The organism is Mesoterricola sp. JemC181 (genome assembly GCF_055384585.1).
Window position 1 is genome coordinate 3,988,241 of record NZ_AP045076.1, and the last position, 23,087, is coordinate 4,011,327.

Annotated in this window: 20 protein-coding genes; 6 read left to right on the forward strand and 14 right to left on the reverse strand. The window is 69.4% G+C overall.

Annotated features, from left to right (window positions below; translation table 11 throughout):
• Nucleotides 1-219 precede the first annotated feature (219 nt).
• Nucleotides 220-3,366, reverse strand: a complete 3,147-nt coding sequence (locus ACZ5MC_RS17575) for a TonB-dependent receptor (protein ID WP_464516383.1) — start codon at nt 3,364-3,366, stop codon at nt 220-222.
• A 337-nt stretch (nt 3,367-3,703) separates the two neighbouring features.
• Between ACZ5MC_RS17575 and ACZ5MC_RS17580 the strand changes: the two genes are divergently transcribed.
• From ACZ5MC_RS17580 to ACZ5MC_RS17590, 3 genes are all read left to right on the forward strand, one after another.
• Nucleotides 3,704-4,048, forward strand: a complete 345-nt coding sequence (locus tag ACZ5MC_RS17580) for a hypothetical protein (protein WP_306601783.1) — start codon at nt 3,704-3,706, stop codon at nt 4,046-4,048.
• 164 nt (nt 4,049-4,212) lie between these two features.
• Complete coding sequence (locus ACZ5MC_RS17585; protein ID WP_464516384.1) at nt 4,213-5,910, forward strand: ABC1 kinase family protein; 1,698 nt, start codon at nt 4,213-4,215, stop codon at nt 5,908-5,910.
• Nucleotides 5,911-5,912: 2 nt separating this feature from the next.
• On the forward strand, nt 5,913-7,175 hold the full coding sequence (locus ACZ5MC_RS17590; RefSeq protein ID WP_306601785.1) for a WS/DGAT domain-containing protein: 1,263 nt from the start codon (nt 5,913-5,915) through the stop codon (nt 7,173-7,175).
• Here the strand turns inward: ACZ5MC_RS17590 and ACZ5MC_RS17595 are convergent.
• Genes ACZ5MC_RS17595 through ACZ5MC_RS17615 form a run of 5 tightly spaced genes read right to left on the reverse strand, consistent with a single transcriptional unit; the run spans nt 7,162 to nt 11,177 of the window.
• Nucleotides 7,162-8,358 (reverse strand): patatin-like phospholipase family protein, encoded by a 1,197-nt coding sequence (locus tag ACZ5MC_RS17595; RefSeq protein WP_306601786.1) that lies wholly within the window; start codon nt 8,356-8,358, stop codon nt 7,162-7,164. The two genes, ACZ5MC_RS17590 and ACZ5MC_RS17595, sit on opposite strands and share 14 nt — an antisense overlap.
• Before the next feature lie 7 nt (nt 8,359-8,365).
• On the reverse strand, nt 8,366-8,797 hold the full coding sequence (locus ACZ5MC_RS17600; RefSeq protein ID WP_306601787.1) for a phasin family protein: 432 nt from the start codon (nt 8,795-8,797) through the stop codon (nt 8,366-8,368).
• Nucleotides 8,798-8,839: 42 nt separating this feature from the next.
• Complete coding sequence (locus ACZ5MC_RS17605) at nt 8,840-9,289, reverse strand: polyhydroxyalkanoate synthesis regulator DNA-binding domain-containing protein (protein ID WP_306601788.1); 450 nt, start codon at nt 9,287-9,289, stop codon at nt 8,840-8,842.
• A complete protein-coding gene (locus ACZ5MC_RS17610) occupies nt 9,289-10,344 on the reverse strand; it encodes an ArsA family ATPase (protein WP_464516385.1) in 1,056 nt (351 codons plus the stop codon). The genes ACZ5MC_RS17605 and ACZ5MC_RS17610 overlap by 1 nt, the downstream gene beginning before the upstream one ends.
• Nucleotides 10,341-11,177 carry an ArsA-related P-loop ATPase gene (locus tag ACZ5MC_RS17615; protein WP_464516386.1) on the reverse strand — a complete coding sequence of 279 codons (837 nt, stop codon included), beginning with the start codon at nt 11,175-11,177 and terminating at the stop codon, nt 10,341-10,343. Before ACZ5MC_RS17615 ends, ACZ5MC_RS17610 begins: the two co-directional genes overlap by 4 nt.
• Nucleotides 11,178-11,479: 302 nt before the next feature.
• On the opposite strand from ACZ5MC_RS17615, the gene ACZ5MC_RS17620 reads away from it, so the two are divergent.
• Both ACZ5MC_RS17620 and ACZ5MC_RS17625 read left to right on the forward strand, forming a co-directional pair.
• Nucleotides 11,480-11,923 (forward strand): hypothetical protein, encoded by a 444-nt coding sequence (locus ACZ5MC_RS17620; RefSeq protein ID WP_306601792.1) that lies wholly within the window; start codon nt 11,480-11,482, stop codon nt 11,921-11,923.
• A 156-nt stretch (nt 11,924-12,079) separates the two neighbouring features.
• On the forward strand, nt 12,080-14,851 hold the full coding sequence (locus ACZ5MC_RS17625) for an MASE3 domain-containing protein (RefSeq protein WP_464516387.1): 2,772 nt from the start codon (nt 12,080-12,082) through the stop codon (nt 14,849-14,851).
• Nucleotides 14,852-14,898: 47 nt separating this feature from the next.
• Here the strand turns inward: ACZ5MC_RS17625 and ACZ5MC_RS17630 are convergent, their stop codons facing one another.
• Both ACZ5MC_RS17630 and ACZ5MC_RS17635 read right to left on the reverse strand, forming a co-directional pair.
• Nucleotides 14,899-16,656, reverse strand: coding sequence for a multicopper oxidase family protein (locus ACZ5MC_RS17630; protein ID WP_464516388.1), 1,758 nt, complete (start codon nt 16,654-16,656; stop codon nt 14,899-14,901).
• Between the two features lie 168 nt (nt 16,657-16,824).
• Complete coding sequence (locus tag ACZ5MC_RS17635; protein WP_464516389.1) at nt 16,825-17,748, reverse strand: GlxA family transcriptional regulator; 924 nt, start codon at nt 17,746-17,748, stop codon at nt 16,825-16,827.
• A 102-nt stretch (nt 17,749-17,850) separates the two neighbouring features.
• Between ACZ5MC_RS17635 and ACZ5MC_RS17640 the strand changes: the two genes are divergently transcribed.
• The gene (locus ACZ5MC_RS17640) at nt 17,851-18,339 is read left to right on the forward strand and encodes a cysteine hydrolase family protein (RefSeq protein WP_464516390.1); all 489 of its coding nucleotides are present in this window, start codon (nt 17,851-17,853) and stop codon (nt 18,337-18,339) included.
• Between the two features lie 266 nt (nt 18,340-18,605).
• Here the strand turns inward: ACZ5MC_RS17640 and ACZ5MC_RS17645 are convergent, their stop codons facing one another.
• From ACZ5MC_RS17645 to ACZ5MC_RS17670, 6 genes are all read right to left on the reverse strand, one after another.
• The gene (locus ACZ5MC_RS17645) at nt 18,606-18,791 is read right to left on the reverse strand and encodes a hypothetical protein (RefSeq protein ID WP_306601797.1); all 186 of its coding nucleotides are present in this window, start codon (nt 18,789-18,791) and stop codon (nt 18,606-18,608) included.
• Nucleotides 18,792-18,820: 29 nt separating this feature from the next.
• The gene (gene yidC / locus ACZ5MC_RS17650; protein WP_464516391.1) at nt 18,821-20,128 is read right to left on the reverse strand and encodes a membrane protein insertase YidC; all 1,308 of its coding nucleotides are present in this window, start codon (nt 20,126-20,128) and stop codon (nt 18,821-18,823) included.
• Nucleotides 20,129-20,307: 179 nt separating this feature from the next.
• A complete protein-coding gene (locus tag ACZ5MC_RS17655) occupies nt 20,308-20,655 on the reverse strand; it encodes a type II toxin-antitoxin system VapC family toxin (RefSeq protein ID WP_464516392.1) in 348 nt (115 codons plus the stop codon).
• Nucleotides 20,656-20,684: 29 nt separating this feature from the next.
• Nucleotides 20,685-21,437: a LytR/AlgR family response regulator transcription factor gene (locus tag ACZ5MC_RS17660; protein WP_306601800.1), complete on the reverse strand. Its 753-nt coding sequence runs from the start codon at nt 21,435-21,437 to the stop codon at nt 20,685-20,687.
• Complete coding sequence (locus ACZ5MC_RS17665) at nt 21,434-22,333, reverse strand: sensor histidine kinase (RefSeq protein ID WP_306601801.1); 900 nt, start codon at nt 22,331-22,333, stop codon at nt 21,434-21,436. Before ACZ5MC_RS17665 ends, ACZ5MC_RS17660 begins: the two co-directional genes overlap by 4 nt.
• Nucleotides 22,334-22,355: 22 nt before the next feature.
• Complete coding sequence (locus tag ACZ5MC_RS17670) at nt 22,356-23,000, reverse strand: class I SAM-dependent methyltransferase (RefSeq protein WP_306601802.1); 645 nt, start codon at nt 22,998-23,000, stop codon at nt 22,356-22,358.
• Nucleotides 23,001-23,087 lie beyond the last annotated feature (87 nt).

The window sequence follows — 23,087 nt, forward strand, 5'->3', positions numbered from 1 at the left end:
CCCCGTTCCCGCTTCCTTTTCATCCCTTTCATCCCCCGCATCCATTCATCCCCGTTCAGCAGGGCCAGCGAACGGATGGGTCGGCACGCGAAGGAATGCGTCGCGCCGACCCACACCCTGGCTGGCCCTGCTGGAACAGGGATAAATCGGATCAACAGGATAAAAAGGATGAATGACCAAAAAGCGGGGACCCCCTGAAGGATCCCCGCCATCCCAAATCTAGAAAACGAACTTGAACCCGAAGGCGGCGGTCCGTGGCCCGTTGGCCTGGTAATTCAACCCGCGGTTGCCGAAGGTGCTGTTCTTGTAGGCGGCGCGCATGCGCACCGTGGTGCCCGGGAAGAGCGGGTTGCCGGTGATGGCCGCGGTGGAGTTCAGCTGGTTGTTGTAGTTGGAGCCGTAGTCGTAGTTGTTGAGCAGGTTGGAGATCGTCACGAACGGCTCGAGGATCATCCGGGGCGTGAACTTGATGGTGTGGGAGATGCGCAGGCCCATGTCCAGGTTCCAGTCGCCCACGCCCGTGCCGATCACGTAGTTCGGATGGGCCAGGGAGGCGGCGCCCATGTAGATGGGGTAGCCGGTGACGGGATCCGCATCGTTGTTGTAGCCGTTGTAGATGTCGTAGAACTTGCCGCTGTGCCAGGTCCCCAGCACGCCCACGTGGGTGCCGAAGTCGAAGTTGTAGGTGAAGGCGAAGGAACCCGAGAAGTGCTCGGTGCCCACGCTCGGGCGCTCGGGATTCGTCTTGTACGGATAGACGGCGCCCGCCCCGTAGAAGTCCGCGCTGCCGTTGTTGTCGAAGGACCTGGAGGAGCCGCCGTAGGAGGAGCGCACGTCCTTGGCCACGAAGGTCATGATGCCCGTGAAGGCCGGCGACGTGTAGGACCACTTCACCTGGAGCTGGTGGCTGCTGCTGGTCTGGTTGGACAGGAAGACGGTGTCGCCCATGTCGGCGACCCCGGGGGCCCAGGTGACGCCCTGGGCGGCGGGGGACCAGGCTTCGGGGGCGCTGCCGTCCGAGGCGAACTGGGAGGAGGCGTGCTTGGTCTTGCTGTGGATGTACTGCAGGTCCATGTTCTGGTGCTCGCCGATCCGGACGGTCATGCCCAGGTTGAACGTATCCGTGGTGGGATACTCGAAGTCCGAGGCCATGAGCTGCTTGCCGGCCGTGCCGAAGGAGGCCTGGGTGAGCCAGCCGTCCACGGTGTTGAGGAAGTAGTCCCGCAGCCCGTTGACGTTGTGGGTGTAGTTGTAGGGCGTGAGATCCGCGGGCAGCACCAGGGCGTGGCCGTTGACGTTGGTCAGCGTGGTTCCCTGGGAGAAGTTCGCCACGTTGACGGTGCCCGGCGCCGAGGCGCCGCTCGCGGTCAGCGCCGCCTGGTTGTTGAAGGTGGAACGGGAAAGTCCGTTGGCCCGGTCGTTTAGGGCCCGGCTGAACCCGGTGACGTTGTCGATGACGTTGGCGACGAAGCGCCCGTAGCCCAGCTTGAGGGTGAGGCTGTCATCCCCGCGGGGCTTGTAGATGGCCTGGAGGCGGGGCGAGATGTAGGTCTTGTTGTCGGGGGGCGTCGTGCCGTGGAGGAGCATGGGGTTGGCTGAGCCGATCTGGCTGTAGAGGCCCGCCCAGTTCTTCAGGAAGTCGAAGGAGGTGTCCTTGTCCGCCCGGATGCCCAGGTAGATGGAGAAGTTGGGCGTGAGGGTCCAGTCGTCCTGGGCGTAGAACCCGTACTGCTTGATCTTGTCGCCTTCCTGGACGCCCTTGGGCCGCATGATCAGGCCCACGACGTTGGTGTTTGCCGGAACGTTGCCCCAGAGCTGCGGGCCGAAGGTGATGCCCGATTCGAAGAAGACGTAGGGGCCCGTCTCGGGGTAGAAGAGGGTCTGGTCCGCGTAGGTGTAGGCCTGGTAGTCGATGCCGGCCTTCAGGAAGTGGTCCCCGGTCTGGTAGGCCACGTCGTTGCGCCACTGGGTCCGCTTGATGCCGGTGTTCTGGATCGCGTTGGGGTCATGGCCGACGCGTCCGAGTTCCGTGGGCTGGAGGGGCAGCAGCGTGCTGTTGCGGGTGCGGATCTGCAGGTTGCCGACGCCGTCGCCCTGGCTGCCGGGCTGGATCAGGTTGGTGTAGTCGAAGTACACCAGGTTGCTTTCCCAGATCATGTTGGGCGTGAGGTTCGTCGTGACCTTCACGCCGTACCGGTTGGTCTTGTTCAGGCCGTTGCCCAGCATGGAGGGGTCGACGCGCCCGAAGACGGCCGTGGTGTGCGAGAAGGCCTGGTTGGGGGTCTCGTTCTTGTCGTAGCCGTAGGTGAAGGTGGCGTTCACGGTCTGGCTGGCGGACCAGTCCAGGCGGGCGTAGACGTTGGTCTCCTTCACTTCCGCCATGAGCCCGCCCAGGGACGGGTAGGCGGCCACGGCGTTGGTGGCGAAGGTGGTCGGCACCGCCTCCTCCTTCTTCCGCTCCACCGAGAACATGTAGAACAGCTTGTCCTTGATGATCGGCCCGGCCACCGTGGCGGAGATCGTCTGGCTGTTGTTGTCCTTCTTGGTGCCCTCGTCCGTGCTGCGGGCCCGCATGCTCTGGTTGGTGTACTGGCCGCTCACGATGCCCGTGAAGGCGTTGGAGCCCGACTTGGACACCACGTTGAGGAACCCCGCGTTGGAGCGCCCGAACTCGGCCTTGTACTGGTTGGTCACCACCTGGAACTCGCCGATGGCGTCCATGGGGATGGGGGAGACGTAGCCGCCCACGTCCGTGGAGTTGTTGTCGCCGCCGTCGATGTTGAAGTTCGTGCCGCGTCCCTGGCCCTCGCCCGTGGACATGTAGGTGCTGGTCTTCTTCGTGGGATCCACGTTGGAGCCGGCGATGAGCTGCACGCCAGGCGCCAGCACGGCCGCGGCCACCACGTTCCGGGACAGGACCGGCAGGGACTCCAGGCGGTCCGCGGAGACGTTCACGCCCACTTCGGCGGAGTTGGTGTTGGCCTGGTCCACGGTGTCGGCGGTGGCCACCACGGTGACCGTGGCCGCCAGGGCCGGGGCCAGGGCGATGGAGGCATCCGTCTCCACGCCCAGCTGGCTGGTGCGGGTCACCGAGGAGGTGGAATCCGCGCTCTTGAAGAGGATCCGGTAGTTCCCCAGGGGCACCGCCTGGAACCGGAAGGTGCCGTCCGCCGCGGTCACGGCCGTGCGGGTGTAGCCCGTGCCCTGGTTCAGGATCGTGATGGTCACGGCCCCCTTGGGGTTGCCCGTGGCCTTGTCGGTGACCCGGCCCTTGAAGGCCCCGAAGGTCTGCTGGGCCATCAGCACCCCGCCGGAGCACAGCCCCGCGACGATGGTGCAGAGAACCCTGGAACGGATGTTGCTCATGACGAAGTCCTCCCTCTGCGATTCGGCCGCCCCTGGGGGCGGCAGGATGGTTTTCGAGGTGCACCGAAGGAGCCCTGCCCATGGGCGGGATCCGTAGGGGGTGGAATTTCGGTGCTAATGGGGTGGTAATGAGTGGTGCACTATTAATCCCTTGGGCAGATGAAATTGCAAGGGAAAAAATGATCCCGTGATCGTTGATTATGCGGCCTCGCCCTCCGCCGGCCATTTCCCGTAAGTCGCCCCATACGTCGCACATACGATAACGGACATTCGGTTTTTGAAAATCCTCGCTATTCTCGGCAAACCCTTGAAAGTTGAACCATCCCCGGAGGCTGCCATGAAACGTCTGCTGATCGCCCTCGTCCTCATCGCCGGAGCCGGCGTGGGCGGCTACTACGTCCGGACCGGCAGGCTTCCCTGGGCCGCCCCGTCGCCCGACGAGACCCTGGTCGCCGCCCAGCGGGCGGCCTTCGACGTCGTGCGGGAACAATGGAAGCAGGCCGGCCGGGCCGGCACCTTCGGAATGGACACCGGCACCATCACCGAGACCCCGCTCGTGAAACTGGAGCGCCTGGAGGCGGACCTGGCGGACCTCCTGCCCAGGCTCACCTCCCCCGAGGCCCGCAAGCAGGCCGGCCAGCTCCGCCAGGACATCGCCACCTTCAAGGCCGGCATGCGCTGAGGACCCTCCAAGTGCTGAACCATCAATAAAGGAGTTGCAGGGCGATAATTCCGTCCGTATATTTGTGGCCCGTCTGTGTGGTGGCCGCATGACTCCGCCCTTGGTCCTCCAGGATCTCGACCCGTACGGCCCGCTGCCCGAGGACGCGGCAGGAGGTTCCCCCCATGGGTGACACGGCCGCGACCGCCGAACCCGGTTTCGAGGGGGCCGCGCAGGACCAGGAGGCCCAGCTCCGGGACCTGGGCTTCGAGGTCATGCCGGAATGGCGGCCCCAGGGGCACCTGCGCCGCCTCGCCGTCACTGTCCGGCACTTCTCGGGCCTGCTCTTCGGCGGGTTGGCCTGGCAGTGGGCCGCCACTTCGGGCGGGGGACCGCGCCGGGCCCTGCTCTGGGCGGCGGCGCTCCCGGGGCGCTGGTTCGTGGACCGGGACCTGCGCGCCCTGCCCTTCCCCGTGCAGCTGCGCCGGCGCCTGGAGCGCCTGGGGCCCACCTACATCAAGCTGGGGCAGATCCTGAGCCTGCGCGAGGACCTGCTGCCCCGGCCCGTCACCGACGAGCTCAAGCACCTGCTCAACAACCTGCCCGTGGTGCCGCTGGACGCGATCCGGAGGATCATCGAGAAGGACCTGGGGCGGCCCGCGGGGGAGCTGTTCCGGTCCATCGACCCGGTGCCCATGGGCTCGGCCTCCATCGGCCAGATCCACCCCGCGGTGACCCTGGACGGCCGGCGGGTGCTCCTGAAGGTCGTCAAGCCCGGGATCCGCCAGACCCTGGAGCGGGACGCGCGGCTCCTGCGGATGCTGGGGGCCGTGGCCCAGGTGCTTCTGCCCCGCTACCAGCCCCGGCAGATCGTCGACGAATTCTGCACCTACACCCTCCGCGAGGTGGACCTGCGCCTGGAGGCCGACAACGCGGAGATCTTCGCGGGGCACTTCGCGGACACGCCCGAGGTGGTGTTCCCCCGCATCCACCGCGCCTGGTGCGGGCGCAGCGTCCTGTGCATGGAATTCCTGGACGGGCTGAGCCCGGACTCGAAGGAGGCCCTGGAGCTCCCCGAGGAGGACCGGCGCCGGCTCACGGACCTGGGCGCCATGGCCATCATCCGCATGCTCTACCAGGACGGGTTCTTCCACGCGGACCTGCACCCGGGCAACCTCGTCATCCTGCCCGGGCCCAAGGTCGGGTTCATCGACCTGGGCATGGTGGGCCGCCTGGACGAGGACCTGCGCCGGTCCCTGATGTACTACTACTTCGCCCTGGTCATGGGCGACGGCGAGAACGCCGCGCGCCACCTCACCGCCATCGCCATCCCCGGGCCCGGGGCCGATCCCGCGGCCTTCCGCAGGGACGCCGCGGACATCGCCAACCGGTGGAAGCTCGCGGCCAATTTCAAGGACTTCTCCCTGGGCCAGCTCATCCTCCAGTCCCTGGCCCGGGGCGCCGAGCACCGCATGTACTTCCCGGTGGAGCTGGTGCTGATGGTCAAGGCCCTGGTCACCTTCGAGGGCGTGGGCAACGTGCTGCTGCCGGGCTTCAACGTGGCGGAGGTGAGCCGCAAGCACATCCGGGGGCTCTTCCTCGAGCAGTTCAGCCCCCTGCGCCTGCTCAGCGAGAGCATGCGCGGGGTGCCCGAGATGGTGGACGCCATGATCAAGATGCCGCTCCTCATCACGGACGGCCTCCGGGTGCTGGAGCGGCTCACCCGCCAGCCCCGGGAGCCCGCCTGGGCCTCCCTGGGGCCGGCCCTCTCCGCCATCGCGTTCCTGGCCGCGGGCTCCGCGGCCCTGTGGTTCAGGTCCCCCTGGCCCGTGTGGACGGGCCTGCTCCTTTCCGCCTTCATCCTGGCCCTGCGCCGGAGGTGAGCATGCGCGAACCCGTCGCCTCCAACGATGCCATCTGGCTTCAGGACTCGGCCTGCAACCGGATGGTGATCAACGCCGTGCTCCTCGCGGACCGCCTGGAGGCCGCGGACCTCCGGGCCACCTTCCGGAGGCGCATCCTCGAGGGCCCGGAGGCCCCGCGCTTCGAGCGGCTGCGGTGCCGGATCACGGGCGGGGGCCACCGGCAGTACTGGGAGCGGGACCCGGACTTCGACCTGGACCGCCACATCGTGGAGGACCGCGTGGCCCTGGAGAGCCAGGAGGCCTTCCAGGATTATGTGGGCCACGAGGCGGGGCGCGAACTGGACGGGGCCCATCCCCGGTGGTCGATCCGGGTGATGGACGGCTACGAACCCGGGACCACGGCGCTGCTGGTGCGGGTCCACCACAGCATCGGGGACGGCGAGGCCCTCGTGTCCCTCCTCTTCGCCCTGGTGGACGAGCCCATCGACGGCAAGCCTCCGGCCAAGGTCCCGCCCGACCGGGGCGGCTTCCTGCGGGCCGCGGCGGTCCCGCTCGCGGCGCCGGGCATCCTCCTGCGCCGCCTGGCCTGGCACCCGGACCACAGCCCCATGCACGGCCCGGCGCTCTCGGGGCACAAGCACGTGGCCTGGACCCGGCCCATGGATCTGGCGGTGGTCAAGCGGGCCCGGCAGGCCATCGGGGCAACGGTCAACGACGTGCTGATGGCCTCCGTCTCGGCGGCCTTCTCCCACTACCTGGAGGACCACGGCGACCCCCCGCCGTCCCGGTTCCTGGTATCCATGCCCATGAACGTGCGGGCCCCGGGCGCGCCCCTCCTGTGCGACAACCACTTCGCCCCCGTGCCCCTGGAGCTGCCGGCCGGCCCCGGGGTCCGCGCCCGGCGGATCCTGGAGGTGAAGGCCAGCATGGACCGTGTGAAGGGTTCCGCGGTGCCCAGGGCCATCTACGGGCTGCAACGGGCCGCCCTCGCGCTCCTGCCGGACCGCATGAGCAGGGGCCTCATCGACTTCCTGGCCAACAAATGCACCGCCGTGGTCACCAACGTCACCGGGCCCCGGGGCGAGGTGACCCTGGCCGGGAGCCGGGTCCGGTCCATGATCTTCTGGGTGCCCCAGCGCGCCCGCATCGGCATCGGGATCTCCATCCTCAGCTTCTCGGGCCGGGTGCAGGTGGGCATCATCGCCGACGAGGCCCTGGTGCCGGACCCTTCGGTCCTGGTGCGGGCCTTCGAGGAGGAGTTCGAGTCGCTCAGCAGCCTTTGAGGCTCCCCTCCAGCGCGCGCAGGGCCTCATCCAGCCGCAGGGCCACCCGGGGGGCCCGGCGGGGCTCCAGGCCGTCCCACACGCTGCGCCCGGCCTCGGCCAGCAGGTCCTCCCGCAATTCCAGCCCGTTGCGCGCGAAGACCGGCCCCAGGGCCTCCCGCCGCGTCCACAGGTCCAGGCGGGTCTGGTCGAAGCCGATCTCGCACACCTTGTGGCGGGAGTGCAGCCGGAACAGGTTGGTGAAGAGCCGGTGCTCCGTGGCCCGGGGCTGGAACATCACCAGGTCCGCGCCGGGGAACGCCTGGGCGGCCCGCTCCATGCCCAGGCCCACCCGCGAATGGATGAGGATCCGGAAGCTCTGCCCCAGCACCGCCGGCAGGCCCCCCTTCTGCACCGCCCGGCGCCCCAGGACCTCCCGGGCGTCCCGGGAGCCCGTGTCCATGGGCACCAGCGGGTTCACGCACAGCAGCAGGTCCGCGCCCTCCCGCAGGGCGACGGTGGAATGGACGGTCTTGAGCAGCACGCCGTCCACGCAGACCCGGCCTTCCACGTCCACGGGCTGGTAGAGGCCGGGGACGGCGCTGCTGGCCTGCACCGCCCGGGAGATCGGGACGTGGTCCAGCCCCTTGGACCCGAAGACCATGGCCGAGCCCGTCTCCAGGTCCGTGGCCACCACGAACAGCCTTCGGGGCAGCCTGCGGAAATCGTCGGTGCGCCCCCGCGCGGAAAAGAGCCGGTGGAGGTAGGCCTGGATGGGCTCGTTGTCGAACAGGCACACCGGGAGCGAGGCCCCGAGGCCCTCCAGGCCCCCCAGGAAGGAGGCGTCGCCGGTGAGCATCTGCCTGACCACGTCCGCCACCACCCAGGGCAGCTTCAGCCCCCGCCTGCGCAGCTCCCGCAGGGCGGGCCGGAAGAAGATGGAGGCGTCGAAGAGCCCGTCCTCCTCCGGTTCGGCCCGGATCCCCTGGACCATCTCGGCCACCGTGATCCCGTTGGCGAGGTGGGAGCCCACGAAGGCGCCGGCGCTGACGCCGACGTAGACGTCCATGCGGTTGAGGTCGAGGCCCTGGACATAGGTCTCCAGGGCGCGGAGGGCGCCCACCTCGTAGACGCCCCCCAGCAGTCCCCCGGAAGCCAGGGCAAGGCCCACCTTCCGCGCTTTCGTGCGGCGGGGCGGGGCCATGGCCGGATCAGGCGGTGGGGGCCTGGGCCTTGGCCTTGGGCCGTGCCTTGGCCTTGGGCTTGGGCTTCGGAGCGGCCTTGGGCGCGGCCTTGCTCACGTTCCGGGTGAGGGCTTCCACCCGGTGGGTGAGGTTGATGATCTCGCTGCGGGTGGGCACGCCCAGCCGCTGCATGGCGGCGGCGAGGCCGTCCTCGATGGGGGCGGCGACCCGCTCCAGGAGGCCCTTGGCGTCCTCCTTCAGGCCGTCGGTGCGTTCCTGCAGGCCCGCCATCCACTCCGCGTTGGTCTTCTTCTGCTCGCGGCCGCGCTTGACGAGCGCCTTGAAGATCCTACCGCCCTCCTCGCCGGCGAGATTGAACGCGCCCAGGCCCGCCAGCCAGATGTCGTTGGCGGTGCCCTTCAGGCCGGTGGGAGCTTGTGCCTTCTTCCTGGTAACCATACCCACTCTCCTTTCATCCGGCGCAAGGGCCGGCGGTTTGGGTCAGCTGGGTCGTCTCCGTTTCGTGCGGCGCCCGGCGCGGGCCTCCAGATCGGCCAGGGCGGCCTCCAGTTCGGCCAGGCGCTGGCGGAGCCGGGTGATGTCCTCCCGTGCCCCGCTCACGGCCTGGATCCGGTCCACGGACGTTCGGAGCATGCGGTCCACCTTGGCCTGGACCTGCCCGAACCCCTCCGCCAGGGCCTGGTTCCCCCGGCGGATGATCTGGTGGAGGAGGTCCCCGGAGAGGAGGGCGTGCCCGCCCCGCTGGTCCTCGTAGATGCTCTGGGCGAGGGTCTGGGCGGTGACGTCCTCCCCGGTGGCGCTGTCGGCCACCTGGAGCTCCTGGCCGGCCCGGATCCAGGCGGAAAGCTCCTCCAGGGAGACGTAGCGGCTCTCCTCGGTGTCGTAGAGCTTCCGGCTGGTGCCGCCGTACCGTTTGATGAGGCGGATCATCACGACCCCTTACCGTACGCCCCAAATATACCGCATTGCGGCAAAAAAGCCCGGTTCTCCGCCAGCTTTCCGTAGAGCCGCTCCAGGGACGGCAGATCCGCCGGGGGCGAGGGTTCCAGGGCCACGGGGAGGATCCGGCGCTCGCCGGGGAAAAGCCGCTGCAGGAGGGCCAGGCCCCGCCGGTCCCGGTCCGCCAGGTGGCGCAGCAGGACCACCCCCTCCCCCGCCCCGGGGCCCGGATCCGGGGTCACGGGGTTCACCAGGATGGGCCCGAGGTGGTGTCCGGCCTCCTCCAGCCTGCGCAGGAAGAACATGGCGTCGGGCACCCGCTCGGAGCCCGGCCCCGTCACCAGGAGGAACCGGGTCTCGGGGGCCCGGAGCAGCTCCCCCACCTCCCGGGCGCGGCTCCGGAAACCCTCGAACAGCGGCGCGAAGGCCCGGATGAACTCCACCACGTCCAGCAGGAAGCGCCGCCCGACGATCCGGTCCGAAAGGCCCAGGGCCGTCCGTCCCGCGATGCGCAGGGGCAGGCTCCCGTGGCCCGGGTCGTCCCACCAGGGGTCCAGGGCGAAACGGATGGCCTTGCTGTCCACCAGGTCCATCATCCGCTGGGGGGCCTGGAGGAAATCCAGGGCCTGGCGGGTGGGGGGCGTGTCCAGGATGATCCGGTCGTAGCGGCGGGAGGCCCGCATCTCGAAGAGCCGCTCCATGGCCATGTATTCCAGGATGCCCGCCAGGTGGCCGGCCATGTCCTGGTAGAAGCGGTTGGCGAGGATCCGCCTTGCGGCCATGGAGTCCGGAGCGTAGGCGCGGATCAGCCGATCGAAGGTCCGCCGGGCGTCCAGCAGGGCCGCGTCCAGGCCCGCCACCACCGGCACCGGGTCGTCCCGGGCGGCGTCGCCCACCCCCAGGGCGTCCTTGAGGCGCAGGGACGGGTCGAAGGTCATGACCAGGGTGCGCAGCCCCTCCCGGGCCGACCCCAGGGCCAGGGCCGCGGCCAGGGTGGTCTTCCCCACGCCGCCCGCCCCCACCACCACCGTCAGCTCCCCGCTCACCGGTCCACCTCCAGGAAGACGGAGGCCAGGCGCTCCACCAGCTCGGGCCCCCGGTCCAGGGCCAGCATGGGCAGTTCCAGCAGGGGCCCGTCCCAGGCCGCGGCCAGCCGGGCCAGTTCCGCCTCGTGGAGGCGCCGGCGGGCCTTCCAGAGCCCCTGGGCCGCCCCCCGGGGCAGCCGCGGGAAGAGCATGTTGGCCACCACCAGTTCCGGACGCATCGGGAGCCGCTCGATGAGTTCCAGGGTCTCCTGCACCGGCATCTCCTCGGCCAGGGTGGCCAGCGTCACGCCGCAGCGGTTCGGATCGGCCAGGAACCCCGCCAGTTCGGCCGCCATCGCTCCCAGCTGCCCCCCCCGGACGGCCCCGGCCAGCAGCCCGGGCGCCGCCAGCAGCGCGGCGCTGTGACCGGTTGCCGGCGCGTCCACGATCACGATGTCCGCCCCCTCCAGGCTCCGGTACGCGTGGCCCAGCAGCGCCGTCTCCTTCAGGCCCGGCGCCCCTTCGATGAACGTGTGGAAGGCCGGGCTCTCCGTGACCAGCTTCGCAAGGTAGCCGATGGGGACCTTCTCCCGCACCAGGGCCTCGATCACGGCCTCCGGCTGCAGGTTCTGGATGCGCAGGCCCCGGCCCGCCTCCACCACCCGGCCTCCGGAGGGCTCCGTGCCCAGGGCCTGGTGGAGGCTCTCCCGGGGATCCACCTCCAGGAGGAGCACGCGGAGCCCGCGCAGGGACAGGAGCCGGCCCAGCAAAGCGGAAAGGGTGGTCTTGCCGGTGCCGCCCTTGCCGGTGACGACGATCAACTGGCGTTCGGCGAGCCGATCCAGGGCTGGCATGGGGAGGGGACTCCGGCTGGGGGGCGATTCGACGCGTCAACCTACCACCGGAGGGGCAAGGGGTTGAAGGCAAATTTTCGGGTCCGGGGCGGCCTTCCGGGCCCAGGATCCGGGGAGCCCGGGGGACCTCCGGAGCATGGCCGACCACCTGGCAAGCAAGCGGCAAATGGCGCTATCCAGGAGGTTTCTGCCCGTGGTGGAATCCCGCCGACTATGGTAGCTTTTTGCAAAATCCATCATCCCACCCCTGCCACCCTCCGGGAAAACCCTCCAGGTCTTCCCCGCCTCTGCAAGGAGTGACCATGAACGCAATACGATCCCTCGTCCTCTGCGGTTCGGTCCTGCTGGCTTCCGCCGCGTTCGCCCATGCGGCGCCCAAGGGCCAGCCCGCCAAGGAGGCCGCGCGGGCGGATGTCCTGTACACCTGCGCCTGCGGCCCGGACTGCCACTGCACGTCGGCCTCCATCAAGCCCGGGAACTGCACCTGCGGCAAGCCCCTGAAGGGGGGCCACGTGGTCAAGGTGGAGGGATCGACCGCCCTCGTCTGCATGTGCGGCGAGAAATGCAAATGCAGGATCGACGCCAAGGACGCCACGAAATGCGGTTGCGGCCAGGCCCTCAAGTCCGTCGAGCTCAAGGGCACGGGCCTGTACTTCTGCAACTGCGGCGGCTCCTGCGCCTGCAACACGCTGTCGGCCGAACCCGGCACCTGCGGCTGCGGCATGGCCCTGAAGCGGGCCAACTAGGCCGCCCGGAGCAGGAAACGTCCCGAAAGGCAGGCGATGCAACAGCCGGCAGGCGAGGCTTCAATCCAACCGTCCGAATGGGCCCCGGGCCCGGGCAACCCCCTGGTGGCCTTCGTCCTGGACCAGCGATGGAAACTCGGCCTTGGCGGTGCGGTCGTGGCCGGCCTCTACCTGACGAGCCGGTCCAGCTATCTGCTCTTCCACACCCTGGCCGAGATGTTCAGCGTGGTGGTGGCCTGCTCGATCTTCAGCATCGCGTGGAATGCCCGGAAATACATCCGGAACGGCTTCCTCCTGTTCGTCGGCATCGCCTACTTCTCCCTGGGTCTCCTCGACCTGCTCCACACCATCGGGTATACCGGGATGCCCACCTTCCCCGGGCACCCCTTCGCGGCGAACCAGCTCTGGGTCGCGGCCCGGCTCATCGAGAGCCTCTCCCTCCTGCTCGGCTTCGCCTACCTGACCACGGGGCGCCGGCCCAACCCGGCGCTCACGCTCAGCGCCTTCATGGCCGTGACGGCCCTGGTGATCGCCGCCATCTTCCTGTGGCGCGTCTTCCCCGCCTGCTTCGTGGCGGGCCAGGGCCAGACCCGGTTCAAGATCCTCAGCGAATACGCCATCATCTCGGTCCTCGCCGTGGACGCCGCCCTCCTGGTCCGCAACCGGGAGCGGTTCCACCGCAGCATCTACCTGACCCTCCTGGCCGCGACGGTGCTGGCGATCCTCACCGAGGTGATGTTCACCCTCTACGTGAGCAACTACGGCCTCGCCAACCGGGTGGGCCACTACTTCAAGGTGTTCACCTACTACCTGACCTACCTGGCCATCGTGCAGCACGGCGTGGAGCAGCCCTACGAGATGGTCTTCCGGGAACTGGCGGACGCCAACGGGCGGCTGAAGGCCGAGGTTCGCGCCCACCAGGCCACGGAAGGCCGCTTCCAGCGCACCTTCGACGAGTCGCCCATCGGCACGGCCATCGTGGATCCCGGCGGCCGGTTCCTCAAGGTCAACGACGCCCTGTGCCGCTTCCTGGGCTACTCCGAGCAGGAACTTCTGGCCATGGGCTACCTGGACGTCACCCATCCCGGCGATCGCCCCGTGGACCTCGCCCAGGTGGCCCGGCTGGCCTCGGGCGAACTGGAGCGCTATGAGGTGGAGAAACGCTACCTCCGCAAGGACGGCTCCGTCGCGTGGGGCCACCTGAACCTGAAGATGCTCCAGGATGGCGCCGAGGGCCCGAGGTACATGCTCCCCATGATCCTGGACGTGACGGCCCGCAGGCACCTCGAGGAGCGCCTCGAATACAAGGTCGCGGAACGGACGGCGGCCCTGGACCAGGCCAACCGCCTGCTCCGGGTGATCTCCGCGTGCAACGAGGCGCTGGTGCGGGCCACGGACGAGAAGGAACTGGTGCTGGAGATCTGCCGCATCGCCGTTTCCATCGGCGGCTACACCAAGGCCTGCCTGCGGTACGTCGATGCGCCGGGCGACATCGACACCGGCCTGCCGGGCCGGTGCCTCCACACCGGCGAACGCTGCCTGGGCGGGCAGGCCTGCCTGGACTCCGAACCCGTCCTCCTGCGGGAGCAGGCGAAGGGGTCTGCCCGGTACGCCCTCGGATTCCCCCTGCGCTTCGGCGACCGGACCGGCGCCGTCCTGGAGATCTTCTCCCCGGCGGCAGGGCGGTTCAAGGCCGTCGAGACCGACATGCTCGGCAAGCTCGCGAACGATCTGGCCTCCGGGATCCTCACCATCCGTTCCCGGGCGGAGCGGGACCGCGCCCGCCAGGAACTGGAGGACCGGACCCGGATGCTCCGGGCCCTGGCGTCGGAGCTTGTGCAGTCCGACAACCGCGAGCGGCGCCGCCTTGCGAAGGTCCTCCACGACCACCTGCAGCAGATCCTGGTGGCCGCCAAGTGGCGCGCCGGGGCCCTGGCCGCCGGTCCGAAGGGGGAGGGATTCCTTGAATCCTGCCGCCAGCTGGAGGACCTGATGGACGAAGCCATCCAGTCGTCCCGCGACCTCGCGGCCGAATTGAGCCCGGCGGTCCTCCACGAGAAGGGGCTCGCCCAGGCCCTCGCCTGGCTTGGCAAGCGCATGAAGGAACGCCATGCCCTGGACGTGGACCTCGAGATGGAGGAGGACCTCCATCCCCTTCCGCCCCACCTCACGGAATTCTTCTTCGACGCCATCCGCGAGCTGCTGTTCAACGTGATCAAGCACGCCCGGGTGGCCCGGGCCCGGATCCGGGTCCGGCAGTCGGCCACGCACTTCGAGGCCACCGTCGAGGACGCGGGCGCCGGCTTCGACGTGGAGCTGGCGAAGACGGCGCGGAGCGGCACCGGCCTGGGCCTCTTCAGCATCCAGGAGCGCCTGACCCACCTGGGCGGATGGATGCTGATCGAGAGCGCTCCCGGCCAGGGGAGCCAGTTCCACCTCATGGTGCCCCTGGAGGAACCCCTGGCCGGGGCGCAGGAACCCGAAGCCGCCTCCCGCCCGGACGCCGGGGCCCGGCCGCCGCGCCCCGCCCATCCGGAGGTCCCGGTGGACACCCGCATCCGCCTCCTGATCGTGGATGACCACCAGGTGGTCAGGCAGGGGCTTTCCAGCCTCCTCGGAGGCCGGCGCCACATCCACGTCGTCGGCGAGGCCAGCGACGGCTTCGAGGGCCTCCGGCTCGCCCGGCAGCACCACCCGGAGGTGGTGCTGATGGACATCAACATGCCGGGCATCAGCGGCATCGAGGCCACGCGGCTCCTCCAGGCCGAACTGCCTGGCATCTGCGTCATCGGGCTCTCCATGCACCAGGATCCCGACATCACCCGGGAGATGCTGGAGGCCGGGGCCCGGGGGTTCGTCTCCAAGAGCGATCCCGTCGACACCATCCTCGCCGCCATCCAGGACTGCCGTACCCGGAGGAACGGCTGACCCCACGGAAAGGGAGCCGGATCGCTCCGGCCCCCTTCCCTCCTTCGTCAGAAGACGACCTCGAAGGGCCTCATCATGTCGTTCTCCTCATGCTCGAGGATATGGCAGTGATAGACGTAGGAGCCCAGGGAGCGCTTCCGGAAGTCCAGGTCCAGGGCGGAGGTGTAGGGCACGTCGAAGGTGCCGCGGATGCGCGTGACGAACCCCGGATAGGCCTTCACCGTGTCCTTGAAGCCCAGCTCCTCCGGTTCCGGAGCCTGGGCGGGGCCCGTGAGGAAATGGCGGATGTCCGGCTTCTGGGAGGGCTGCCTTCCTCCGGCCAGGTAGCTGTCCCAGGCGGCCTTGTAGGCGTCCGCATCGAAGGGCTGGCGGTTCAGCACCTGGAAGGCGATGAGGTGCACGTGCATGGGGTGGGCGTCCCCCGTCAGGTTGATCCACTCCCAGGTCTCCGTGGTGCCCACCTTGATGAAATCGGTGGTCGGATCCATGGAGCCGTAGCCGTTGAACTTCATGTCCACAGGCGTGCCGGTGGCGGGGTCTTCGGTCTCCTCGCCGACCATTTCCCGCGCCCCGAGGCCGCGGGTGGGCGCCAGCCTGGGCACCGGGGGGAGCTTCAGGTGGGCCGCGGGCACGGTGGCATCGGGGCCGGCCAGGGGCTTGTCCACGACGATGCGCATCAGTTCGGGGATCTCCATCATGCCGCCGTCGGGATAGGGCGCGGGCGCATCGTTCGTGACGGTGATGCGGGCGCCCTGGCGGAGACGTGAGAAGTCGATGATCACGTCGAACCGTTCGCCGGGCGCGATGAGCAGGGAGGTCTTGCGGACGGGGGCCGGCAGGAGACCTTGTTCGGATCCGATGACGTGGAAGGCCAGCGGGGAGCCGTCGTGGTCGAAGGCCAGGTTGAAGAAGCGCGCCTGGGACCCGTTCAGCAGCCGGAGCCGGTACCGCCGGGGCTCCACGTTGAGCCGGGGATAGGCCTTGCCGTTGATGACCGGCGTGTCGCCGAAGAATTCGGGCACCCAGACGGGATGGAGGGCGTTGTTGCCCTGGGTGGGGTAGTACAGCGTGCCGTCGGGGTTGAAGATCTTGTCCTGGAGGACGATGGGGAGGTGGTAGGCCCCCGAGGGCACCTTCTGGCCGTTGATGGCCGTTCCGGTGTCGACCTTGTCGAAGATCAGGTAGGCGGCGGCCAGGCCCAGGTAGGGATTGAACCGGGTGGCACCCATGGCGTGGTCGTGGTACCACAGGAGCGTGGCGGGCTGCTCATTGGTGTACATGAACGTATCCGAGACGAAGGCCGCGCCCTTCTGGCCCGTGGACGTCCACCACTGCTCGGGCGTCCCGTCGAACCGCGCGGCGGTCTTGCCGCCGTGCAGGTGGGGGATGGCCCGGCCCGTGGGCAGGTCCGCCCCCATGATCGTGGGATCGATGGAATCCCGGAGGGGGAAGGTGGCGGGGTCGTTGGGCAGCTTGTTGATCCACTTCACGATCACCGGACGGTCCCGCTGGGCCACGATGGTGGGCCCCAGGTAGACCCCGGGCTGGCCGCCGAGGCCGTAGGTCCACACCGTGGCCTTCCCCAGCTCCGAATGGAACTGGTGCTTGTGCTCGGTCATGGCGATTTCGTAGTAGTCGGCCAGGGCCGGGAGGCCGGCCTTGTGCACGGGGGTGGCCACCGGGGGGACGGGGAGGAGGTCCACGTATTTGGTCAGCACCGGGCTGACGCCGGGGGATTGGGCCGCGAGGGTGGAGACGGCGAAGGCGGCGAGCCCCGCCAGCCTCCGGACGAGGACGGATCGCATCGGGAACCTCCAGGAGAGAGGGGTGGGCCCCTGGCGGACGCCCTTGACGGGAGCCGGGGCCGGAGGCGGGCTGGGCATTGAAGACGCCCTCAGGATAGGGGCCGCGCCATCGTCCCGGTATGGGTGGTACCCCCCATATCCCCCAGGAATTCCATGTAGTTCCTCGACCTAGGCGTCCCGGGAGGGGCCGGTCCCGAACCGCCGCCGGTACTCGCCCGGGGACAGCCCCATCAGCCGCAGGAAGATCTTCCGGAACGCGCCCGGGTCCTCGTAGCCCACCCGCCAGGCGATCTCGTCCACGCCGAGGCCCGGCCGCTCCAGCAGCTCGCGGGCCCTGCCCACCCGGAGGTGCTGCAGGTATTCCGTCGGTCTCAACCCGGTGGCCCGCTTGAAGCGGCGCTGGAAGGTGCGCTCCCCCAGGCGGGCCGCCCCCGCCATGGCCGGCACGTCCACCTTGCCGCCGCCGTGCGCCTGCAGCCAGGCCTGGGCCCTCAGGATGGCCGGGTCCCCGTGGGTGAGGACCGGGGCGAAGGTGCTGTAGAAGCGCTGCTCCCGGCCCCCGGGGTCCACCAGGAGCTGGCGCGCGGTGGCGAGCATGGCCTCGGGGCCCAGGAAGCGGGTCACCAGCCGCAGGCCCAGGTCCACCCAGGCCATCAGGCCTCCGGCCGTCATGAGGTCGCCGTCGTCGATGACGAGGCGGTCGGTGTCCAGGAGGACGGCCGGGAACCGCTCGGCGAAACGGGCCCTCAGGCCCCAGTGGGTCGTGGCGGGGCGGCCGGCCAGGAGCCCCGTCTCGGCCAGCAGCATGGCGCCCATGCACACCGAGCACAGGAGGGTCCCCTCCCGGTGGCGGGCCGTCAGCCATGCCGGACGTTTGGGATCGGAAGCCGGCTCGCCCCCCAGGGCCGGGGGCAGGACCAGGGCCGTAAGGGGCGCGTCCAGCGCCGGCAGACCCGCCAGGACGGCCACGTCCAGCCCCGCGCCGCCCCGCAGCTTGTGGAGCCGGGAGGCCTCCTCCAGCAGATCCCTCAAGCCCAGCACCGCCGAGGCCTGGGCGCCGGGATAGTCCAGAATGCCGATGCGGGTCGCCATGATCTGTCAGTTATAGCCCGAAGATTGTCATTTCCGCCACTCCATCGTTCAACCCCCGCGTCCTACCTTGGACCTGCGGCGCGCCCGCCCAAGGAGACACCCATGAACAAGGCCCTGCTGGTCATCGACGTCCAGAACGACTACTTCCCCGGAGGGGCCTATCCCCTCTGGAACGCGGAGGCCGCCCTGGACAACGTGGTGGAAGCCATCGCCAAGGCCACGGCGGAAGGCATCCCCGTCATCCTCATCCAGCACATCGCCGAGGGCCCGGCCCCCTTCTTCAACGAAGGCACGCCCGGGGTCCGGATCCATCCCAGGATCCTCGCCGCCGCGCCGCAGGCGCCGGTGGTGGTGAAGCACCACGCCGACGCGTTCCACCAGACCACGCTGGAGCGCACGCTGCGGGACCTCGGCGTCACCGAGCTGGTGGTGGCGGGCATGATGACCCAGAACTGCGTCACCCACACCGCCATCTCCCGGGCCGCGGAGCCCTACCAGGTGACCGTCCTGGGGGACTGCTGCGCGACGGCGAGCCAGCTGCTGCACCTCGTGGCCCTGAAGGCGCTTTCGATCCGGGTCAAGGTTTCCTAGTCGCGCAAATCCAGAACCAGCCTTGCTCCCAACGCCCCAACCACCGGCTGCGCCAGGTAAGCTAGGTTTTGGTATTTCAGCTTTTATCCCTTTCCATCCTCGGCAAAACCCGTGTCTGGATGATGCCGAGGCAAGACCGGAACCAAGCCCAGGCATTCCCGACCCACCCCGGCGGTATCCAGCCGGGGATGGACGGGTATAAAAGCAGATAAAAAGAAAGATACGCTTTCCAGGCTGCTTCTCCCAGGTACCCGGGAAACCTTCGGCTAGTCCCGGGGGGCGGGCTGGACCCCGGGGAAATGGGCGCCCAGGCACTTCTCGCAGATGGCGTGGCGGTAGCCGCCCAGCTTCAGCCCCCTCCGGTCGGAGCGCCAGACCTGGCCCATGCGGATGAAGCCGCACCATGCGCAGCGCGTCGGGGGCGTCTTGTCGCGGAAATCCACCATGACCATGTCCTCCCTGCAGGATACGGAAGTATCGGTCAACGTGATTGCATGTCAATCGCAACAACCGGCCCGGACCGGTAGGTGCGGGTCACCCACCAGGTCTGGATCATGCCCACCCCATTGAAGACCAGGTAGTAGAGGTTCAGCCCCGCGGGCAGGCTCGCGAACATGAAGAGCATCATCACGGGCAGGACCACCAGCATCATGCGGCGCTGGGCCGGGTCGCCGGCGGGCGGGGCCGCGGCCTGCTGGGCGAACATGCCCACGCAGAGCAGGATGGGCAGGACATAGGTGGGATCCTTCGCCGACAGGTCCCGGATCCAGAACATCCACGGCGCGTTCCGCAGCTCGAAGACGTTGCCCAGCATGCTGTAGAGCGCCAGGAAGACGGGCATCTGGATGAGGGCGGCTAGGCACCCGCCCATGGGGTTGTGGCCGTTCTGCTTGTAGAAGGCCATGACCTCCTGCTGCTGCTCCGCCCGGGAGCCGCCGGCGTCCTTCCGGCGGGCCTGGAGGGCCTTCACGTGGGGCTCCAGGTCCCGGGTCCGCAGCGCCTGCACGACGGACTTCGTGTTCAGGGGCCAGAGCAGCAGGCGCAGCAGCGCCGAGAACGCCACGAGGGTCCACCCCCAGTTCGGGAGCGCGGCGTGGATCAGGTTCAGGCCCAGGTACAGCGCCCTCCCCAGGGGACCGAAGAAGCCGTAGTCCAGCACCTGGGTGAAGGGCTTCCCGAACGCCCCCAGGGCGGATTCCTGCCTGGGCCCCAGGTAGAGGCGCCCGGCGCCCCCCGGGGGCAGGAGGTACCCGCCGGGCCCGCGCTGGGGCGGCGAGGCCAGGTGCCAGATGGCCGCGAAGGGCCCGGCGTCCATGCCCAGGCGCGGCGCGGCCGGCGGCAGTTCCTTGCGCCGGGCCCCCAGGAACCCGAAGAACGGCTCCTTCACGATGTCCGCCCAGGCCACGGCGTGGATGCGCCGGTCCTCCAGGGTGAAGACCCGGCCCGCGGCCTGGGCGGGCAGGAGCTCCAGCGGCACGGTGGAGGCGACCAGCTCCAGCACGTGCCCCTGGGCGGGCAGGAGGTAGACCACCCGCGCGCCGCCGGCCCCGGCGAAGGTGACCTCCCGGCCCCGGGGCGTGTCCGCGACCACGGGCTCGCCCGCGAAGGCCGCCGCGGCGGCGCCCGGGCCCGGCCCCTGGAAGAACCGGGCGTGGTCCGCCCTCCATTCCACCTGTTCGATGGCCGCGTCGCGATTCCGCCAGGTGATCCGGAGTTCGGCGTTCTCGAGGGTCAGGGTGTCCCCCGCCAGGAGCGGCAGGGCGAGGAGGAGGGAGAGGAGGATTCTCAAGGGGCGTCCCGGGGAAAGGTGATGGCCCAAGCCTAGTCATGCCCCGCCCGCCCCGCGGGGGATTGCGACGGACACCCCTCCCCACGGGATGGAACCCCTCCCTGGCGCGACGGACCTGCCCCCGTCACGGCCCGCCACCGCCACGAAGCGAGGAGCCGGTCCCGGAGCGCAAGAGGGGTTCAGACTTCGGGTGGGTGTTGTTCCCAATCAACGATGCGTAACCCCTTGATCCGACCAAAATGTTTACTATTTCCGGTGACAAGGGTCAGGTCATGCTTATGCGCGGTGGCGCCAATCATGCCGTCTTCGGCTTCGATCGGAGTTCCCTCTTTTCGGAGTCGTGCTTCGATAAAACCCCAGTCCATCGATTCCTCCCGTCCCAACGGGATGATGGTGATGGGCCTCAGGAACGCTTCAGCCTTTTCCATGTCCTTCGTTGGGTGGTCGGATTTCTGTAATTGCATAATCAATATCGCTGCGAAATCCGCAAGAGGATGGCGTTCAGGCCTCCCGGCTGGAATGTCCATCCCTGCGGAAGGTTCGTCCCCGCCCGGGCTCACATGGCCCGGAACCGGTGCTGGAAGGCAGCGCTCACCGGCAGCAGCTCGTCCCGGCCCCTGAGCTTCAGGCGCAGCCGGCCCAGTTCGTCCCGCCTGGCATATTCGATGGCCGGGGCCCGCACGATGACCGAGCGGTGCACCTGCCAGAACTGGTCGGGGTCCAGGCCCTCCAGCAGGTCCTTCAGAGGGACCCTGATGAGGGCGGTCTCCTCCCGGGTGGCCACCCGGGTGTACTTCTCGTCGGCCTGGAAGTAGATGACGTCCCCGATGGGGAAGAGCTTGACCGTGTCGCCGGCGCCCGCGGTGATCCACTGCAGGCGCCTTCCGCCCTCCCGCTGGCGGGTGATGAGCCGCTCCAGCAGCTCGTCCATGGACGGAGGCGGCGCGTCCCGCTCCAGGCGCCCACGGACCCGCTCCACCGCCTGGGCCAGGCGCTCGCGCAGGACGGGCTTCAGGACATAGTCCACGGCCCCGGCGTCGAAGGCCGCGACGGCATATTCGTCGTAGGCCGTGAGGAAGACCACGTGGGCCCGCGCCCCCACCTCCCGGGCCACGGCCAGGCCGTTCAGCCCGGGCATGCGGATGTCCAGGAAGAGCACCTGGGGCCGGTGCTCCTCCAGCGCCTCCAGGGCCGCGAGGCCGTCCCCGCACACGGCGACCAGCTCCAGTTCCGGCCACGCCTCCCGCAGCAGCCCCGCCAGTTCCAGGCGCTGGGGTTCCTCGTCCTCCGCGATGAGGCCCCGGATCATGCCGCCCGCCTTTCCGGGAGCCGGATGGTGGCCGTCACGCCCCCCGAGGCCCCGCCCTGGAGCTCCAGGGAAGCCTCGGCGCCGTAGAGCGTCGCCAGGTGTTCCCGGATGTTGGCCAGCCCCACGCCAGAGCCCAGCCCCGGCGCCAGGCCCAGGCCGTCGTCCGCCACCACCACCCGCACCCGGCCCGGTTCCGGCCGGTCCGCCCGCAGTTCCACCCGCCCCGGCCCCGGCCGGGACTCCAGGCCGTGCTTGATGGCGTTCTCCACCAGGGAGATGAGCATGAGGGCGGGGAACGTGGTCTGGGCCAGCTCCGGCGGCAGGTCCACCCCGTAGGACAGGCGGTCGCCCATCCGCACCTTCATGACCTTCAGGTAGCTCTCGCAGATGGCGAACTGCCCCTCGAGGGTGCTCACCGCGCCCCCGTCGTCCGGGCGGAGCCTCGGGATGGCCGCCCGCAGGTAGCCCACCAGGGCGTCGATGGTGGCCTCCGCCCGCTTCGGATCCTGGCGCACCAGGGACCGCACCGAAGCCAGGGTGTTGAAGAGGAAATGCGGCTCCACCTGGGCCTGCAGCACCGTGAGGCGCAGCTCGGCCCGCTGCCGGGCCCGGCGGGCCTCGTCCATCTCCCGCCGCTGCCGGCCCCGCGCCAGGTGGCGCCGCCGGTTGATGCTCGACCGCAGGGCGAACCCCCCGCCGATGAGCAGGTAGTTCAGCAGCAGCAGCCCACCCAGCGCCCACCGCCCCGACCCCAGCAGGAAGCTGACCCCCACCACCAGGCTGATGCCCAGCCCGAAGGAGCTGTAGAGCATGGACCGCGCCAGGAGCCAGGACCAGTTGAAGACGGGGAGGTCCTGGTACGTCGGCAGCGCGCGTTCGCTTGGAGTCTCGGGCATTCCAGCATTGTCGGGCAACCGGTCAGGTTTGTCCCCCCCGGAATCCGGCCCGGGCCCGGACGCAGTGTGCCTCCCCGTAGCCCGGAAAGGAGCGGCTTTGCAGGTCCAGGACCTGGAACCCCGCGTCCCGCAGGAGGGCCTCGACCTCGGGCGGCTCGTAGAGCCGGAACCCGAAGCGGTGCCCCGCCCACTGCTCCAGGTTGGCCTTGGCGTCGAAGCACAGGAGGAGGACCCCGCCCTCCGCCAGGACCCGCCGGCATTCGGCCAGGGCCAAGGCGGGCGAGGGCCAGAAGTAGAGGGCGTTCACGCTCACCAGCCGGGAGAAGCCCGAATCGCCGAAGGGGATGGCCTCGACGGACCCCTGGGCGAGCTCGCAGCGCCCCTCCCGGAGAAAGGAGCGAAGCCGCTTCGAGGCCACGCGGACCATCGCCTCCGACAGGTCGAGGCCCGCAACCCGGGCCTGGCGGTCCCGGTCCAGCACCTCGAACAGCAGGTCCCCGCTCCCGAAGCCGATCTCCAGCAACCGGTCGCCCGGGCCCATCCCGAGCAGGTCCAGGGCCCAGGCGTTCACGGACCGGGTGTGGCTCCGGAGCCAGCGGGCCATGACGAGGCGCCCGAACAGGCCGGAAGGGTGGGCAAGCTGGTGGGCCAAAAAGCGGGTGAACATCCCCTCCACCCTATCCGCACTTCGTGGTCCCGGTCCGGAGCCCGGCTATGAAAACCAACCGTCCGAGCCTCACCTGGTGTTTGGTCG

Bases quoted from the DNA above. Each gene is read 5' to 3' on its own strand.
- ACZ5MC_RS17575 (WP_464516383.1), bottom strand. From the start codon at position 3,366: ATGAGCAACATCCGTTCCAGGGTTCTCTGCACCATCGTCGCGGGGCTG.
- ACZ5MC_RS17580 (WP_306601783.1), top strand. From the start codon at position 3,704: ATGAAACGTCTGCTGATCGCCCTCGTCCTCATCGCCGGAGCCGGCGTG.
- ACZ5MC_RS17585 (WP_464516384.1), top strand. From the start codon at position 4,213: ATGGGTGACACGGCCGCGACCGCCGAACCCGGTTTCGAGGGGGCCGCG.
- ACZ5MC_RS17590 (WP_306601785.1), top strand. From the start codon at position 5,913: ATGCGCGAACCCGTCGCCTCCAACGATGCCATCTGGCTTCAGGACTCG.
- ACZ5MC_RS17595 (WP_306601786.1), bottom strand. From the start codon at position 8,358: ATGGCCCCGCCCCGCCGCACGAAAGCGCGGAAGGTGGGCCTTGCCCTG.
- ACZ5MC_RS17600 (WP_306601787.1), bottom strand. From the start codon at position 8,797: ATGGTTACCAGGAAGAAGGCACAAGCTCCCACCGGCCTGAAGGGCACC.
- ACZ5MC_RS17605 (WP_306601788.1), bottom strand. From the start codon at position 9,289: ATGATCCGCCTCATCAAACGGTACGGCGGCACCAGCCGGAAGCTCTAC.
- ACZ5MC_RS17615 (WP_464516386.1), bottom strand. From the start codon at position 11,177: ATGCCAGCCCTGGATCGGCTCGCCGAACGCCAGTTGATCGTCGTCACC.
- ACZ5MC_RS17620 (WP_306601792.1), top strand. From the start codon at position 11,480: ATGAACGCAATACGATCCCTCGTCCTCTGCGGTTCGGTCCTGCTGGCT.
- ACZ5MC_RS17630 (WP_464516388.1), bottom strand. From the start codon at position 16,656: ATGCGATCCGTCCTCGTCCGGAGGCTGGCGGGGCTCGCCGCCTTCGCC.
- ACZ5MC_RS17635 (WP_464516389.1), bottom strand. From the start codon at position 17,748: ATGGCGACCCGCATCGGCATTCTGGACTATCCCGGCGCCCAGGCCTCG.
- ACZ5MC_RS17640 (WP_464516390.1), top strand. From the start codon at position 17,851: ATGAACAAGGCCCTGCTGGTCATCGACGTCCAGAACGACTACTTCCCC.
- ACZ5MC_RS17645 (WP_306601797.1), bottom strand. From the start codon at position 18,791: ATGGTCATGGTGGATTTCCGCGACAAGACGCCCCCGACGCGCTGCGCA.
- ACZ5MC_RS17655 (WP_464516392.1), bottom strand. From the start codon at position 20,655: ATGGACATTCCAGCCGGGAGGCCTGAACGCCATCCTCTTGCGGATTTC.
- ACZ5MC_RS17660 (WP_306601800.1), bottom strand. From the start codon at position 21,437: ATGATCCGGGGCCTCATCGCGGAGGACGAGGAACCCCAGCGCCTGGAA.
- ACZ5MC_RS17665 (WP_306601801.1), bottom strand. From the start codon at position 22,333: ATGCCCGAGACTCCAAGCGAACGCGCGCTGCCGACGTACCAGGACCTC.
- ACZ5MC_RS17670 (WP_306601802.1), bottom strand. From the start codon at position 23,000: ATGTTCACCCGCTTTTTGGCCCACCAGCTTGCCCACCCTTCCGGCCTG.